Raw genomic sequence first — 16,248 nt, 5'->3', positions numbered from 1 at the left:
ACGTGTATTTTGAGGCAAAAGATTTCGAGACTCCATTACGTAACTCCCATATATAAATAAAAAATGATTGTTTCATTATAGCAAATCTAAAGAAACACGCTAAAAAGCAACCCTGACGAGTTGCTTAAAATCCTATTAAAAATTAACTTTGTCAGGATCATCCTGAGTTTTGATGCCTTGAATCTTATCCAGGACTGCCATATCTTCCTCTGATAAGTCGAAGTCGAAGATATCTAGGTTGCCTTCAATATTTTTAGGTGTTACAGACTTAGGTAGTGGCAAGAAACCTTTTTGAAGGCTCCAACGCAGAGCAACTTGTGCCACAGATTTACCGTTACGTTCAGTCACTGCTTCAACATCTTCATTTCCAAAAATGCTACCTGTACCTAGTGGACTATAGGCTTCAAGAAGGATATCGCGCTCTTGGCAATAGGCAACTAAGTCTTCTTGGTTACAACCTGGAGCCAAGAGGATTTGATTGACATGTGGAACAATTTCAGCTGTTTCAATAAGAGCTTCTAGGTGGTGTTGCATAAAGTTAGACACACCGATAGCACGCACCTTACCTTCTTTGTAGGCTTCTTCCATAGCCTTCCATGCACCCGCATTGCCAGCCTTCCAATCATCATTCTCACGAAGCGCCTTTGGATTAGGCCAATGGATAAGTAAAAGATCCAAATAATCCACACCAAGTCTTTCGAGAGACTCATCGATAGAAGTCTTAGCTAACTCGTAATCATGCTTATCATTCCAAAGTTTGGTAGTTAGGAAAATATCCTCACGTGCCAAATTACTATCAGCAATCGCTTTACCTACAGAAACCTCGTTACCGTAAATTTGTGCGGTATCAATATGTGTGTAACCCGCCTTAAGTGCGAAGCTAACGCTGTTATAGGCTTCTTCGCCTTCGGCAATTTGCCAAGTTCCAAAACCAATTTTAGGAATAGCAACCCCATTTGCAAGTGTATATGTTTCCATGATTTTCACCTTTTCTTTTTTTAATAGTACTATCTTAAAGAAGATAAGGCAAAAATGCAAAGATTTGCTACGGATATTATTATGAATAGTTCCTTACTTCTTTTTCCGCTGTTGGTAACAGCCTTTGGAGATATTATTACTTGGGAAAAGAATGAATTTGTTGGTATTGTAAAATACAATCTTCAAGACTGCGACATTATTATCAAGAGCCTGAAATATTTTATTCAGTATTATAGGAGGTTTAATACCCTTTCTCATAAATTTGTCCCTCCAAAAACAAAACGTCTATTCGGATGGTACCGATAGACGAAGAATGTATTAAGATATTACAAGTCCTAAAAATTGAACAAGAGAAGGCTAATAAAGAGCTAGGAATCAAGAATAGGTATAAAATGATTTTTCAGCATTATGGATATGCCTACGATGTTCCAGATATTGCAACAGTCAATAAAGCTATAAAAGTAATGTTGAAGGAATTGCAAATTTCTCCATTGATTACTACTAAAGGAGCTAGACACACTTATGGTAGTTATTTATGGCATAATAATATTGATTTGGGAGTTATTGCGAAAATTTTAGGACACAAAGATATCTCTATGCTGGTTGAAGTTTATGGTCACACATTGGAGGAAAAAATTAGTGAGGAATTTATGGCTGTGAAAAGTTTGTTGTAAAAACACGGCAAATTGCACGACAATTTTTAAAAGGAAAGCAAAAAAGCCTTATAAATCAAGGCTTTTCCTGTTGTATGTAGATGCCCCCTACAGGGATTTGGAAAGGACTTTCATATTGAGAGCAATTAAAAATATTGAAATATAAGTGATTTTAGGTATTTTCAATGTCATGATTTAAAAATGGGACAAAAGTGGGGCAAAAACCATACAGATTCTAAACTGTATGGTTCTTTTTTTATCTAACCAAGAAAGGTTAAAACTTATTAAAACAAATGCAATCAACTGTTGAAAACTTTTTAGTCCGTGTAATATAAAAACAAGTAAAAAGTTGAACTATAGGGAATATTGTGTCATAATAGGTAATAGATGAATAATTAATAGATTGGAAATAATGCTTTCTTACCTTAACAAGTTGAATTGGTTATACATTTTTTCGTCGCAATTGTGTCTATCTCTCGAGTTTAGCTAGTTTTTATAAGCTCTGGTTTCTAATCAATATAACAAATTTTAGAAGTGCATAAGACAAGATGGTGACATTACTACAGTCATTTCTAGTCACCATATGTTGCTGGCACAGGCTGTTTGTAGTGTTGGCTATTTACTAGTCAGTTTAATCGGAGTGTTTAATTTTTATTGTTGAAAGGTTTTTATATGGCGAAAATTCTCTCTTTAGGTCTGACAGGTAAGAAATTACTTGCTCAGGGGTTCTTGTTTGTTCTGCTAGGTCTCATCTTGATGGTCACGGGGACTTGGTTGCCAGTAAAGGTTATTCGACTGGTTCTGTTTTTAGCTTGGATAGCAACGGTCTTAGATTTAGTATTACGTATTTTCAAAAAAAGTCAGTCAACGGACACCTTGGGAGTTGCACTGGTTAAATTGTTAGTGCTGGGATATTTGCTTGGCTCCAATCTTGCGACGGATGTGCCGATTTATATTTTGGCTCTTGTGATTGGAGTTTATCAGATTTTTCATGCTAGTATTAACCTTGTCACCTATGTTCTCTACCGCAAAAACAAAATTCGACCTCGTTTTCGTCTCTTACTAGATGGACTCGTACTAGTTTTTCTTGGTGGGACTAGTCTTTTGTCCTCTACAGGAAATTCTGTCTTTCAACTCTTTGTATTAGGGGCTTATTTTTTCCTTTATGGTGTGTCCAATATCCGTGATGGTTTCTTGTTTGAGGAGGAAATTGGGAAAAACCATCTCAAACGTCGCATTAGAATTAGCTTACCTATTGTCCTAGCCGCTCTCATCCCTGCAAGAACTTTAGCAAAAATTAACAAATTTATGCTGGAAAATGCTGATGAGGAAGAAGATATCCATCTTGGAATAGTGAAGTCTGGTAAGACAGCAGAGCTAGAAATTTTTGTTCATACAGCTGAGACCTCTCTGTTTTCGGCAATTGGTCATGTGGATATCTGCTATCAAGGCCGTGTTATTTCTTATGGCAACTATGATCCGTCTTCTGAGACCTTATTTGGCATGGTAGGAGATGGTGTCTTATATTTCTGTGATCGTGACAAGTACATTGACCTATGTAAACGTGAGAGTCAAAAAACGCTTTTTGGTTATGGGATAGATTTGACGCCTGAAATGGAAAAAGCAGTTCAGAAAAAGTTGGCTGAATTGAAACAACTGACGATTCCATGGGAGCCAAGTGCAGATAAAATCATGACAGGTGATGGTAAGGAAGACTACACCTACGCTTATAAAATCAGACATGAGACAGATGGGGAACTTTATAAATTTATCAAATCTAAGTTTAAATCCTACTTTGTCTTATCTACAAACTGTGTGCTCTTGGCTGATACCATAGTCGGTCAGGCTGGCACCGATATCCTCTCACCCAAAGGATTTATCGCTCCAGGAACTTACCAAGCCTACCTTAATCGAGAGTTTGAAAAACCAAATAGTATAGTCGTATCTAAACATGTTTATTAAGGAGAATTTATGAACTTAGTAAAAAAATACACCCCGTTAATACTTTTTATAGGGCTGGTTGCTCTTGTAATTCTGAATGCATCGAGCTTTATATCAGGAGCAATCTCTCTCTTTGATGTAATATCAACCTTGATTTATGGTGCTGTTATTGCTTTTGTGCTTAATGTTCCTATGAAAAAAATTGAACAGTACTTAGTTAAATTGAAGGTAAAGGCAGAGTTGCGTCGTCCGATTGCCATGGTACTTGTTTTCCTAGCTCTTATCTTAATCGTGATTGCTCTTTTGGTTTTGGTGCTGCCAACCCTAGCCCAGACTATTAGTCAGCTGGGAACAGTCCTTTCAACAGTCCTTACTCAACTTGGGAAATTGCTAGGCAGCTCGGAATTTGTAACCAAAGACATGTTGTCAACTATCGTATCAGGCATACAGGGACAATCTAGTTCTATTAGCCAAGCTTTGATAGGTTTTTTATCAGGTCTGACTAGTAATATCGGCAATATTTTTTCAAGTTTGATGAATGCCTTTTTGATTATAGTCTTCACCTTTTTATTTTTATCCAGTAAGGAACATTTGGCAGCGATGACGAGTCGACTTCTAAAAGTTTTTCTTCCAGAGAAGGTGGTGATAAAGTTGACTTACATTGGACAAGTAGCACTAGAGACTTATGACCAATTTTTGATGAGTCAGCTGATTGAAGCAGTTATCATAGGAGTTATGATAGCGGTTGGTTACAGCCTGTTTGGGATACCCTATGGAGTAATGACAGGTATCTTTGCAGGAGTGCTATCGTTCATTCCTTATGTAGGGCCTATGATTGCTTGTGTTGTGGGAGCGATTTTTATCTTCACAGTGAGTCCTACTCAAGCCTTACTTTCTCTTCTTCTATATCAAGTTATACAGCTGATTGAAGGAAACCTTATTTATCCTAGAGTTGTAGGTCAATCTATTGGTTTGCCAGCTATTTTCACGCTTGCGGCTGCTAGTATTGGAGGCAATCTCTTTGGCTTACTTGGGATGATATTCTTTACACCGATATTTGCTGTTATCTATCGATTGGTTAAGGAATTTGTCGTTGCAAAGGAAAATCAGCTAGATTAAGAAAAACTAAATTTAATAAGATATACTGAGAAGAGAGTGAGAGATTCTCTTCTCTTTTATTTTTAAATACTTTTCTACAAAAAGCTATTAGACGTTAAAAAAAGCCTTGGTTTCAAGGCTTATTTCTGTTGATTTAGATGTGCCCCCTGCAGGGCTCGAACCTGCGCCCCATAGCTTAAGAGTCTACTGCTCTACCAACTGAGCTAAGGAGGCAACAGAAAAAGCTGAGAATGTAACTTCCCAGCTATTTTAATATGCCCAAAATGGCAGCTAGATTATTTACGAAAGGCATCAAGGATATAGGTGAAACCAACAATTAAAAATGCAAAGGCAACGACATAAACGACAAAGACACTTGTAGCTACTGGATTGAACAAAATCACTAGACCTAGTAAAAATGCAAGCAACGCTATCCACATGATATGGTTGCCAATAATAGGGAAAATCAATCCCAGACGATTGCCTTTAAAGAAAACTATAATGGCTTCTACAATTAACCAAATTCCTAAAATAGTTGGAATGACAACTGGCAGCGTCACAAAGCCATAGGCAACGAGGTAAAGAGCTAAGAGAAGATTAACAATCCCTTGGAAAAGATGAGCTGGTGAGCGAAGCTCTTTTGGTACAGAGAAATAGCCTAAAATAGCTGCTATAGAAGAAACCAGTAAACCAAATGCAATCCACCAGCTGTAAGCAACAAGATTAGCTACTGGGTTTGTAAATAGGAAAAGTCCTAAAAGGACAAAAACAACTCCTGCAAGGAATAGCGATAAACGATTAGAAAATTTCATTTCAATACCCCCTATATAGTATAGTATAGTTTGATAATAAAAATATTATACACCTTTTTAGAGGAAATATCAATAAACAAAATGGAAAATTTGGAAGTTTCAGTCTGATTCATGAAAAGAAAATCAGTTTTTATTATTTTGAAAATAAAAAGAGAAGATAAAATTTGTCTTCTCTACATGAAAATATTGTATGGCATCAAAGCAAAAGTAACTGGCTTTACACTATTTGTTAAGATGTAATTTGATTCAAAAAGAAAAGATAGATTTAAAAGTGGGGCAAATGATGAGGCAAATCAGTTATAGATAAGCAAAAAAGCCTTGGTTATCAAGGCTTTTTCCTGTTGTATGTAGATGCCCCCTACAGGGATCGAACCTGTGACCCACGGATTAAGAGTCCGCTGCTCTGCCAGCTGAGCTAAGGAGGCAAAGAAAAAAGCTGTATTGGTGCCGAAACTTCACGGTTTGTATTGAACCCGCGCAATTAAGCAGGTGGGCAACTCGCTCTAACTGAAGCTGTTTCCGTGTGAGACGGCCTACATGCTGTTAGAAGACTTTTGTTTCCCTAATAATACAAAAAATAGTCGGTCAACACTTAAGTGTGAAGTCGTACACCACAGCGTTTCTATGTTTATATGATACCACTTTTTCAAAAAAAATCAAGAGGAAAGTGCAATTTTTTGAAAAGGATTTCAGATTTTTCGCAAACGGTCGATAGCTTCCTTTCTTTGAGCCAAAGCCCGTTCATATTTACCAGTATCTTCTGCTTGGAAATAGTGATGACTACGAATTTTTTCTGGCAGATAGTCTTGCTTGACCCAATTTCCAGGATAGTTGTGTGGATAGAGATAGTCTTGGGCATTCCCCAGTTCCTTGCTTCCACTGTAGTGCCCATCACGCAGGTGCCGAGGAATAGGCAAATGCCCTGATGTTTTGAGGTCGGCAAGTGCCTTGTCCATAGCTACATAGGCTGAGTTGGATTTTGGAGAAAGGGCTAAATCAATCACGATATTGGCAATGAGAATGCGGGCTTCTGGGAATCCAATCCTTTGTGCAGCATCCAGAGCAGTCACGGTATGAATCTGGGCCTCAGGATTGGCCAAACCGATATCTTCATAAGCGATAACAGTCAAGCGACGAGCGAGACTTGGCAAATCACCAGCCTCAATCAAGCGGGCAGCATAGTGAAGACTGGCATCAACATCTGAGCCACGGATAGACTTTTGCAGGGCAGATAGAACATCATAGTGACCGTCTCCATCCTTGTCCATGGTAATGTAGCTTCTCTGAAGACTATTTTCCATTATGTCTAGGGTGATATGGCGGATGCCCTCGTCATTCTCAGGGGTAGATAGAACTGCCAAATCCAGTGAGTTGAAGGCAGAGCGAAGGTCTCCGTTTGTAGAGGTAGCAATGAAATCCAGCGCATCTTCATCTAGTTCTACTGGAAAATCAAAACCACGTTCAGGGTTACTTAGAGCTATCTGAAGAGCCTCTTTGACGTCTTGGTTAGACAGAGGTTCCAACTCAAAAATTTGAACTCGGCTACGAATGGCAGGAGTGACAGAGAAGAAAGGATTTTCAGTCGTAGCGCCAATCATGATGACCAGTCCACTTTCCAAGAGAGGCAAGAGGAAGTCTTGCTTGGTTTTATCAAGTCGATGAATTTCGTCTAGCAATAGGACGAGACCACCAGAAAATTTAGCCTCTTCAGCGATTTCTTGCAGTCGCTTTTTACTATCAACTGTCGCATTGAAAGTTCGAAAGGCATACTTGGTCGTTCCAGCGATGGCTGAGGCAATACTGGTTTTACCGATTCCCGGAGGTCCATAGAGAATCATGGAGGACAGGCGATTGCCTTCCACCATACGGCGAATGATTTTTCCAGGTCCGACCAGATGCTCCTGACCGATAACCTGGTCGATGGTTTTAGGGCGCATACGAAGTGCGAGATTGTCTGGCATAGCAGTCCTTTCTAACGTGGATTTGAGTAGAATGACTCATCTACTATATCTTACTATGTCCATTCTAGCCTATTAGTTGTGATATTTCAATGGTTTTGTAATATTCAGTGTGTGAGATAGAATCTTTTTGACTATTTAATTTGATGAGGAGAGGTATCAGCATGAGAGAATGGATTTCCCTTAAAACTCAAAATGGGATAGTTGAGCCTAAAGAAGTGGAAGTGCTGATTTGAGAAATAATATTGCTAAATGTTATTGCATGAACTATAATGAAAAGAGGGGTGATAAGGAATGGAAATGATGGAATTACCAAGTCAGGAAATTTTGATTTTTACAAAACAAATTCGTCATTGGATTCTTAGTGATCAAGTTATTTCAGGAAAAAGAAAATTTCTCTTCCGGGAAGATACTCCAAAAGAGATTTTGGATTTGTACGAAAACATTAAACCTAAACTTGATTTTGCTTACCAAGAAGTTCATTCTAATAATTATGAATTAGAAAAATATGAAAAATAGAATAATTGATGTTTTTAAAGTAGTAAATCGTCTCCTTGTAATAACTGTTGAAAATCCTGATTTCAAAGACTTAAGAGTTAATCATACTCAATGAAAATCAAAGATCAAACTAGGAAACTAGCCGCAGGTTGCTCAAAACACTGTTTTGAGGTTGTAGATAAGACTGACGAAGTCAGTCACATATATACGGTAAGGCGACGTTGACGTGGTTTGAATTTGATTTTCGAAGAGTATCAGTTTGTAAAAATTGGAGATAAAAAATATAGGATCCGCAGTGTTCCTATGATTCATTCAACTCCGCCTCAGTCTGTCTTAAATCGAGATACTTTTACAATTGACTATACAGATGATGAATTGCTCGATAAAGAAGCAGTATTTAAAAATAAGTCTGAATAAATTGGCTTCCCTTAGAACCACATCTAGGGGCTTTTATGTATAAGAGAATAATAAGTATTACTACTTTACAATACGTGTAGCACGTGTTATAATGGTGTTGTCAGGAGGTAAAAGCGCTATGCCTATGACACAAAAAGAGATGGTCAAACTCCTTACGGCCCATGGTTGGATAAAAACCAAAGGCGGTAAAGGCTCCCATATTAAAATGGAGAAGCAAGGGGAAAGACCTATCACAATCCCTCATGGTGAGCTGAATAAGTACACTGAAAGAGGGATAAGAAAGCAAGCTGGGTTGTAAAATTCAGCCCCTGCTTTTTGATATGGAGGTAGTGAGATGTTAGTTACGTATCCAGCTTTATTTTATTATGACGATACAGACGGAGCAGAAGCGACTTATTTTGTCCATTTCCCGGATTTTGAATACTCAGCTACACAAGGAGAGGGGATTTCTGAGGCTCTGGCTATGGGTTCAGAGTGGTTAGGTATAACTGTCGCAGATTTGATAGAGAGTGATGGAGATTTGCCCCAGCCATCAGATATCAATAGCTTGTCTTTAATTGATAATGATCCTTTTAAAGATGATGAAGATTTCGTGTCAACCTATGACCTTGATAAATCTTTTATTTCTATGGTATCTGCTGATGTATCAGAGTACTTAGGAAGTCAAGAACCAATTAAAAAGACCTTGACCATACCAAGATGGGCAGATAAGTTGGGACGAGAAATGGGACTTAACTTTTCTCAGACTTTGACAGACGCTATTGCAGATAAGAAAATACAAGCATAAGATTAAGTGTGACATCGTGGGAATGGCCAATAAAAAAGCACATCTAATTGTGCTGGTTACTTGTCTATTGATTTTATAGATTTCTTAGCCCTTTTGAGGGCTTTTTGTGTTGAGTTTTTGGAAAAATAAGGAAATCAACCGTTTAAGAAAATCACTGATACCAAGGGTTTAAATGAGGTAATATGGTATAATTAGGACATAAAATAATTTTGTGGTAAGATGGTAGTATCTATTTTAGCATATTTCCGAGCAATCGGGGCGATTTAAGAGTCGCATAGAAAGAGGACAAAATGGCAACATATGGATTTTTAGATGTTTTAGAGGAAGAGTTGGAGAAGAATTTTCCCTTTGACTTTGAGATTAGTTGGGACAAGCGCAACCACGCGGTAGAAGTGAGTTTTCTATTGGAAGCGCAAAATGCTGCAGGTGTGGAGATGGTAGATGAAGACGGAGAGGTTTCGTCAGATGACATTCTCTTTGAAGAAGCAGTTCTTTTCTACAATCCTGCTAAATCAACAGTCAATGCAGAAGACTATTTGACTGTCATCCCTTACCTGCCTAAAAAAGGTTTTTCTCGTGAGTTTTTAGCTTATTTTGCGCTATTCCTTAAAGATACTGCCGAGGTTGGACTAGATGCCCTCATGGACTTTTTGGAAGACCCAGAAGCAGAAGAATTCGTCATGGAATGGAACCAAGAAGTCTTTGAAGAAGGAAAAGTCGGCTTGGAAGAGGGGGAGTTTTATCCTTATCCGAGATACTAGGAGTTGGATGGAGATTTTATGAAGAAAATTGGGACTTATTTGGTTTATGTGCTAGCTGTTGTCTTTATTATGCTGGCTTTTGCTTGTGGAACAATCGCATTTGCAGAGTTGGGGTATTCCGCAGTTTTAGTCTTTACTTTTGGTTATGCCTTCGCTCTTCTAAGCATGTATTTAATCTTTATTCTTCATGAGCTGGGACATGCTTTTTGTGGCTACTTGACAGGCTATCGGCTGGTGGCTTTTGGATTAGGACATTTTATTTTGACCAAAAAGTCAGGCAGGTTTCATCTTAGTAGAACAGCCATTCTGAAAAGTGTTGGTGCGCAATACATTGGTTTAAAAGAGGATGAAAGCGATCAAAGAATCATCCTGATGCTTTCAGGAGGCTTGATGGTTCATCTCAGCTTGATATTATTGGCGATAGTGTTTGGGTTTTTGACAAGAAGCTGGTATTTTGCAGGCACTTGGATTTTTCTTAATTTGTCTTTCTTCCTAAATAACATTTTGCCAGTCGGCATCACCGATGGCGCAAAAATTTGGGAATTGCTACAACACCCTGAAAATACGAAATACGCCTACCTGATGTTGAGGCATTCTGCCCAGACCTTGCTAGCTCCTCAAGAATATGATTTAAAAGACTTTATCATGCCTGTTGATGAGGAGGTGAGAGGGAGTTTTGCAGAAAGTGTTCAGACTCTTCAGGGGTTGGTATTCATATTGGATGATAATATAGAACTTGCAAAGCAACAGTTGCAGTCTGTGCTAGAGAAAACAGACAATCCAATGTCTAAAACTATTTCTCAATTATACCTTCTTCAAGTTGCTCTGATGGAAGGAGATAATAAGAAAGCGGAAGAATATGCAAGTATTCGAGGGGTCAAATCCTTTTTATCTATAAAAACAGCAGATATGCAGGTCATTCAAGCTTGGTATCAATTTAAGGTAAAGAAAGATGTAGTTCAAACTCACAAGGCTATGAAGATTGCTAAGCAGAAAATGGATAGTAGTCGAATGTTGAGGGACGAGAAACGCTATTATGAAAACTGGTTAGCCGAGCTGGAAAAGGAATTAACCGAAGGAGTCTAATATGGAAATAGAGATTTCTGATTTCACAGGCTGTAAGATTGCTTTGTTTTGTGGGGATAAGTTTCTGACTATCTTACGCGATGATAAGGCAAGCATTCCCTGGCCCAATATGTGGGAACTTCCAGGCGGTGGACGTGAAGGTGATGAAAGTCCTTTTGAGTGCGTGGCGCGTGAAGTTTATGAAGAACTTGGTGTTTATCTGACTGAGGATTGTCTGCTTTGGAGCAAGGTTTACCCAAGTATGCTCTATGAAGGTCGGCACTCTGTCTTTATGGTTGGTCAGCTAAGTCAAGAACAGTTTGACAATATCACCTTTGGTGATGAAGGACAGGGCTATCAGCTCACGAATGTTGAGGAATTTCTTACTTCCAGTCAAGTTGTACCTCAGTTACAAGAGAGATTGAGGGATTATTTAAAAGTAAGTGATTAGAAAGGATGGTTCAGTTAAATTTCTAAACTGAACCCGCCCTAAACACGGTACCAAAAAGATAAACTTCTCTTAGATACAAACGTCTTCAGAGAGTTTCCTATTTTGGCTTTGTGTTTTACGGGCTTGGTATCTTAATGATGGAAACATGGCAAGAGTTAAAAGTTACAGTGAAGCGTGAGGGAGAGGAGTTGGTTTCCAACCTCTTGATTGAGTTAGGTGCCCAAGGGGTAGCAATTGAAGATAGCATGGACTATGTGGGAAATGTCGACCGCTTCGGTGAAATTTTCCCAGAGGTCGAGCAACAAGAAGAAATCGTTGTGACCGCCTACTACCCTGAAACGGTGGATGTAGCAGTGGTTGAGGCGGACTTGCAGGCTCGCCTAGCAGAATTGACAGATTTTATGGATTTGGGTGAGGTCAAGATGGGGACGACTGCCTTGGCTGAGGAAGACTGGGCAGACAACTGGAAGAAATACTATGAACCAGCTCGCATTACTCATGATTTGACCATCGTACCGTCCTGGACAGACTATGAGGCAACTGCTGGAGAAAAGATTATCAAGCTGGATCCTGGTATGGCCTTCGGGACAGGAACCCACCCAACTACCAAGATGAGCCTTTTTGCCTTGGAACAGGTTCTTCGTGGTGGCGAAACGGTGCTAGATGTGGGGACTGGCTCAGGGGTTCTCTCTATTGCCAGCTCGCTGCTTGGTGCTAAGGAAATTTTCGCCTATGACCTAGATGATGTGGCGGTTCGAGTCGCTCAGGAAAATATTGAACTCAACCCTGGTATGGAAAACATCCATGTAGCAGCAGGAGATTTGCTTAAGGGTGTTGAGATTGAGGCAGATGTCATCGTGGCTAATATCTTGGCGGATATCCTCATTCATCTGACAGACGATGCCTATCGTTTGGTCAAGGATGAAGGCTACCTCATCATGAGTGGCATTATCAAGGACAAGTGGGACATGGTGCGCGAGTCGGCTGAGTCAGCTGGATTTTTCCTTGAAACCCACATGATTCAAGGGGAATGGAATGCCTGCGTCTTTAAGAAAACCAAGGATATTTCCGGTGTGATTGGAGGCTAGCATGCAACAGTATTTTGTCAAAGGCAGTGCTATCTCTCCTGTCACCATCGAGGACAAGGAAACCAGTAAGCATATGTTTCAGGTCATGCGGTTGAAAGTAGATGATGAGGTTACTTTGGTCTTTGATGATGGAATTAAGCGCTTGGCGCGCGTGCTGGATGTGGAAAATCGTCAGTTTGAGTTGGTCCAAGAATTAGCTGACAATGTGGAACTGCCTGTGCAAGTGACCATCGCATCTGGATTTCCCAAGGGGGACAAGCTGGAGTTTATCACTCAAAAAGTGACGGAACTGGGTGCCAGCCAGATTTGGGCCTTTCCTGCCGAATGGTCGGTCGCCAAATGGGATGGTAAGAAATTGGGTAAAAAGGTTGAAAAACTAGAAAAAATTGCCCTTGGAGCAGCAGAACAAAGCAAGCGTAATCTGGTCCCAAATATTCAGCTTTTCGAGAAAAAATCAGACTTTCTAGCCCAACTTGACCAGTTTGACTCTATCATAGTGGCCTATGAAGAATCAGCTAAAGAAGGAGAAGCCGCTGCGCTTTTACAAGCAGTTACTGGACTCGAGAAAGGAGCCAAACTGCTCTTTATCTTTGGTCCAGAAGGTGGTCTGTCACCTGCAGAAATTGAGAGTTTCGAAGCTAAGGGATCAGTCTTAGCAGGTCTTGGTCCTCGTATTTTGCGAGCAGAAACAGCACCGCTTTACGCCTTATCAGCCCTTAGTGTTTTATTAGAATTAGAGAAATAAGAGGACGAAAATGGAACAAAAACACCGTTCAGAATTTCCAGAGAAGGAACTTTGGGATTTAACAGCCCTATACCAAGACCGTGAGGATTTCTTGCGTGCAATTGAAAAAGCTCGCGAAGACATCAACCAATTTATCCGTGATTACAAGGGCAATCTGCATACTTTTGAAGATTTTGAGAAGGCCTTTGCGGAATTGGAGCAAATTTACATTCAGATGAGCCATATTGGCAACTATGGTTTTATGCCGCAGACGACAGACTATAGCAATGAAGAATTTGCTAATATTGCCCAAGCTGGGATGGAATTCGAAACAGATGCCAGTGTAGCTCTTACCTTCTTTGACGATGCCTTGGTCGCAGCAGACGAGGGAGTCTTAGACCGTTTGGGTAAATTGCCACATTTAACAGCTGCCATTCGTCAGGCCAAAATCAAAAAAGCCCACTATCTAGGGGCTGATGTGGAGAAGGCCTTGACCAATCTCGGTGAAGTTTTCTACAGTCCGCAGGATATTTACACTAAGATGCGAGCTGGGGATTTTGAAATGGCTGACTTTGAAGCCCATGGCAAGACCTACAAAAACAGCTTTGTGACCTATGAAAATTTCTACCAAAATCATGAGGATGCTGAGGTTCGTGAGAAATCCTTCCGTTCCTTCTCAGAAGGACTTCGTAAGCACCAAAATACGGCCGCTGCAGCTTATTTAGCTCAAGTCAAGTCTGAAAAACTCTTGGCAGATATGAAAGGCTATGACTCTGTCTTTGACTATCTTCTAGCTGAGCAGGAAGTGGACCGTGCTATGTTTGATCGTCAGATTGACCTCATCATGAAGGATTTTGCGCCGGTTGCTCAGAGATACCTCAAGCATGTTGCCAAGGTGAATGGTCTTGAAAAGATGACTTTTGCTGACTGGAAATTGGATTTGGACAGCGCCCTCAATCCTCAAGTGACTATTGACGATGCCTATGATTTGGTCATGAAGTCGGTAGAACCTTTGGGGCAAGAATATTGTCAGGAAGTTGCTCGCTATCAAGAAGAGCGCTGGGTGGACTTTGCTGCCAATAGTGGCAAGGATTCTGGGGGTTATGCGGCGGATCCATATCGCGTGCACCCGTATGTCCTCATGAGCTGGACTGGTCGTTTGAGCGATGTCTATACCTTAATTCATGAAATCGGGCATTCTGGTCAATTCATCTTTTCAGATAATCACCAGAGCTACTTCAACGCTCACATGTCTACCTACTATGTTGAAGCGCCGTCAACTTTCAATGAATTGCTCCTCAGTGACTACTTGGAGCACCAGTCTGACGACCCACGTCAAAAACGTTTCGCTCTTGCCCACCGCTTGACAGACACCTACTTCCATAACTTTATCACTCACCTCTTGGAAGCAGCCTTCCAGCGTAAGGTGTATACATTGATTGAAGAAGGAGAAACCTTCGGAGCAAGCAAACTCAACAGCATTATGAAGGAAGTTTTGACGGATTTCTGGGGCGATGCCATTGAGATTGATGATGATGCAGCTTTGACTTGGATGCGCCAAGCTCACTACTACATGGGTTTGTATAGTTACACCTACTCAGCAGGACTAGTCATCTCGACTGCAGGTTATCTTCATCTGAAACATTCAGAAACTGGAGCTGAAGACTGGCTCAATCTCCTTAAATCAGGTGGTAGTAAGACACCACTTGAGTCAGCCATGATTATCGGAGCAGATATCTCTACAGATAAACCACTCCGTGATACCATTCAATTCTTGTCAGACACAGTTGACCAGATTATCGCCTACAGTGCCCAGTTGGGGGAGTAAATTAAAAGAGCCTGGGACAAAAGTCTAACATTAAATAAAAAAAGCGAACAAAACGAGTTATCTGAAACTCAGAATTCTGTCTTGTTCGCTTTTTTTCTAATCTATCGATTTTAAAAATTTATAATAAAGAATTCCTAAAATCAAAATTTTTTGTCCTGGCCTCTTAAATTATCCCCAAAAGCTATCTTCTTCAGCTTGATCTGAAGAGAAGAGCCAAACTTCTTTGATTTTTCCGTCTTCAATGCGGAAGAGGTCAATCCCGTTCATATTGAGTTCAGTACCATCAGCACGTGTTCCAAGAAAAGTAACATTGGCTGCGATTAAATCCTTATTGTCAGAAACCCAATTTGTTACCACCTTAAAGGTTCCATTAGTTTTCTCAGCAAATGTAGCTAGGTGAGGCCCTAGCTGGTCCTTACCAACAACTGTACCAGATATACTATGAGTACCAGGTTGATGCCAGATAATATCGTCTGCCATCGTTTCAAAGACACCAGGAAAGTCACCAGCAATTAAAGCTTGGTTATAAGCATTGAAAATTTCTAAGTTTGTTGACATATATATTCTCCATTTCTTTTTTATGATATAATTGTAACAGTTACAAACAAAAAAACAAGTAGATACTTTTTCGATAGCTGGTATCAAAAGCGGTACTTTTATTGATACTAAAAGATAAATTTTTTTAAAAAAAATAGAAAGAAGATATTTTATGACAAATAAAGTGAGTGAGTATGGTATTTGTCCATTTGCGACAACGCAGAGGGTTTTAACGGGGAAATGGGCACTGGTAATCATTTATCAGTTGAGTACAGGTACCAAACGATTTAAAGAATTGCAGAGATTATTGCCTGGAATTACTCAAACTATTTTGACTCGTCATCTCCGTCAATTAGAAAAGGATAAGATTGTTCAACGAAAGGTCTATGCCGAAGTTCCACCACGAGTTGAGTACAGCTTAACCGAAATGGGGAAGGAATTCAGAGTTGTGTTAGATGCTGTCGAGAAATGGGGTCTGGATTATATCAAGTTGCTAAATGCTAATGAGATAAGTAACAGATAATTCCTATATAGGGAATGTATTTTTTATCAAATCTCTCAATTAAAAGACAGTAAGTCAAACCTGAAAATTTCCAAACAATTTTCTTGAAACCCTTTCTTACTTTTGATAGACTAGTATCTAGTTTTTGAA

The 16,248-nt window shown here is 39.7% G+C and carries 17 protein-coding genes, 2 tRNA genes and 2 pseudogenes; 15 read left to right on the top strand and 6 right to left on the bottom strand.

The features are described from left to right. Positions 1-135 precede the first annotated feature (135 nt). Positions 136-978, bottom strand: a complete 843-nt coding sequence (locus ACORHU_RS07650) for an aldo/keto reductase (protein WP_007521108.1) — start codon at positions 976-978, stop codon at positions 136-138. A gap of 54 nt (positions 979-1,032) precedes the next feature. Here ACORHU_RS07650 and ACORHU_RS07645 point away from each other — a divergent pair. The 4 genes and pseudogenes from ACORHU_RS07645 to ACORHU_RS07630 all read left to right on the top strand — a co-directional run. Then, positions 1,033-1,209: pseudogene (locus ACORHU_RS07645) on the top strand (T6SS immunity protein Tdi1 domain-containing protein); the annotation flags it as partial. Next, positions 1,201-1,652: pseudogene (locus ACORHU_RS07640) on the top strand (tyrosine-type recombinase/integrase); the annotation flags it as partial. The pseudogenes ACORHU_RS07645 and ACORHU_RS07640, both read left to right, overlap by 9 nt. A gap of 651 nt (positions 1,653-2,303) precedes the next feature. Next, positions 2,304-3,593: a DUF308 domain-containing protein gene (locus tag ACORHU_RS07635; protein ID WP_221161073.1), complete on the top strand. Its 1,290-nt coding sequence runs from the start codon at positions 2,304-2,306 to the stop codon at positions 3,591-3,593. Between the two features lie 9 nt (positions 3,594-3,602). Continuing rightward, entirely contained in the window at positions 3,603-4,691 is a 1,089-nt protein-coding gene (locus ACORHU_RS07630; RefSeq protein ID WP_261100021.1) for an AI-2E family transporter, read from the top strand. Positions 4,692-4,831: 140 nt separating this feature from the next. Here ACORHU_RS07630 and ACORHU_RS07625 read toward each other — a convergent pair. The 4 genes from ACORHU_RS07625 to ACORHU_RS07610 form a co-directional block, all read right to left on the bottom strand. Beyond that, positions 4,832-4,904: transfer RNA gene (locus tag ACORHU_RS07625), tRNA-Lys, on the bottom strand. Positions 4,905-4,966: 62 nt separating this feature from the next. Beyond that, a complete protein-coding gene (locus ACORHU_RS07620; protein ID WP_000672744.1) occupies positions 4,967-5,482 on the bottom strand; it encodes a DUF308 domain-containing protein in 516 nt (171 codons plus the stop codon). Between the two features lie 352 nt (positions 5,483-5,834). Further along, a tRNA-Lys gene (locus ACORHU_RS07615) sits at positions 5,835-5,907 on the bottom strand. Between the two features lie 264 nt (positions 5,908-6,171). Then, a complete protein-coding gene (locus ACORHU_RS07610) occupies positions 6,172-7,443 on the bottom strand; it encodes a replication-associated recombination protein A (protein ID WP_434364161.1) in 1,272 nt (423 codons plus the stop codon). Positions 7,444-7,734: 291 nt separating this feature from the next. Between ACORHU_RS07610 and ACORHU_RS07605 the strand changes: the two genes are divergently transcribed. From ACORHU_RS07605 to pepF, 10 genes are all read left to right on the top strand, one after another. Next, positions 7,735-7,959 carry a hypothetical protein gene (locus ACORHU_RS07605; protein WP_257617703.1) on the top strand — a complete coding sequence of 75 codons (225 nt, stop codon included), beginning with the start codon at positions 7,735-7,737 and terminating at the stop codon, positions 7,957-7,959. A 210-nt stretch (positions 7,960-8,169) separates the two neighbouring features. Continuing rightward, positions 8,170-8,355: a hypothetical protein gene (locus tag ACORHU_RS07600; RefSeq protein ID WP_261202111.1), complete on the top strand. Its 186-nt coding sequence runs from the start codon at positions 8,170-8,172 to the stop codon at positions 8,353-8,355. A 118-nt stretch (positions 8,356-8,473) separates the two neighbouring features. Then, a complete protein-coding gene (locus ACORHU_RS07595) occupies positions 8,474-8,653 on the top strand; it encodes a type II toxin-antitoxin system HicA family toxin (protein WP_001132279.1) in 180 nt (59 codons plus the stop codon). Positions 8,654-8,689: 36 nt separating this feature from the next. Continuing rightward, complete coding sequence (locus ACORHU_RS07590; RefSeq protein WP_117305958.1) at positions 8,690-9,142, top strand: type II toxin-antitoxin system HicB family antitoxin; 453 nt, start codon at positions 8,690-8,692, stop codon at positions 9,140-9,142. 290 nt (positions 9,143-9,432) lie between these two features. Beyond that, positions 9,433-9,903 carry a DUF3013 family protein gene (locus tag ACORHU_RS07585; RefSeq protein WP_049531867.1) on the top strand — a complete coding sequence of 157 codons (471 nt, stop codon included), beginning with the start codon at positions 9,433-9,435 and terminating at the stop codon, positions 9,901-9,903. Between the two features lie 18 nt (positions 9,904-9,921). Next, positions 9,922-10,989 (top strand): M50 family metallopeptidase, encoded by a 1,068-nt coding sequence (locus ACORHU_RS07580; RefSeq protein ID WP_261053136.1) that lies wholly within the window; start codon positions 9,922-9,924, stop codon positions 10,987-10,989. A gap of 1 nt (position 10,990) precedes the next feature. Next, positions 10,991-11,419 carry an NUDIX hydrolase gene (locus ACORHU_RS07575; RefSeq protein WP_434364158.1) on the top strand — a complete coding sequence of 143 codons (429 nt, stop codon included), beginning with the start codon at positions 10,991-10,993 and terminating at the stop codon, positions 11,417-11,419. 137 nt (positions 11,420-11,556) lie between these two features. Then, entirely contained in the window at positions 11,557-12,507 is a 951-nt protein-coding gene (gene prmA, locus ACORHU_RS07570) for a 50S ribosomal protein L11 methyltransferase (RefSeq protein WP_261087488.1), read from the top strand. Between the two features lies 1 nt (position 12,508). Beyond that, the gene (locus ACORHU_RS07565) at positions 12,509-13,252 is read left to right on the top strand and encodes a 16S rRNA (uracil(1498)-N(3))-methyltransferase (protein ID WP_434364156.1); all 744 of its coding nucleotides are present in this window, start codon (positions 12,509-12,511) and stop codon (positions 13,250-13,252) included. Between the two features lie 10 nt (positions 13,253-13,262). Continuing rightward, entirely contained in the window at positions 13,263-15,059 is a 1,797-nt protein-coding gene (gene pepF, locus ACORHU_RS07560; RefSeq protein ID WP_434364155.1) for an oligoendopeptidase F, read from the top strand. Positions 15,060-15,227: 168 nt separating this feature from the next. Here pepF and ACORHU_RS07555 read toward each other — a convergent pair whose 3' ends face one another. Beyond that, complete coding sequence (locus tag ACORHU_RS07555) at positions 15,228-15,617, bottom strand: nuclear transport factor 2 family protein (protein WP_434364154.1); 390 nt, start codon at positions 15,615-15,617, stop codon at positions 15,228-15,230. A 151-nt stretch (positions 15,618-15,768) separates the two neighbouring features. On the opposite strand from ACORHU_RS07555, the gene ACORHU_RS07550 reads away from it, so the two are divergent. Then, the gene (locus tag ACORHU_RS07550) at positions 15,769-16,119 is read left to right on the top strand and encodes a winged helix-turn-helix transcriptional regulator (RefSeq protein WP_173267179.1); all 351 of its coding nucleotides are present in this window, start codon (positions 15,769-15,771) and stop codon (positions 16,117-16,119) included. Positions 16,120-16,248: the final 129 nt, after the last annotated feature.

It is taken from the genome of Streptococcus sp. KHUD_015 (assembly GCF_051106265.1).
Classification (GTDB): Bacteria; Bacillota; Bacilli; order Lactobacillales; family Streptococcaceae; genus Streptococcus.
The sequence above is the reverse complement of the archived record's forward strand: the minus strand, read 5'-3'. Positions and strand labels throughout refer to the sequence as shown.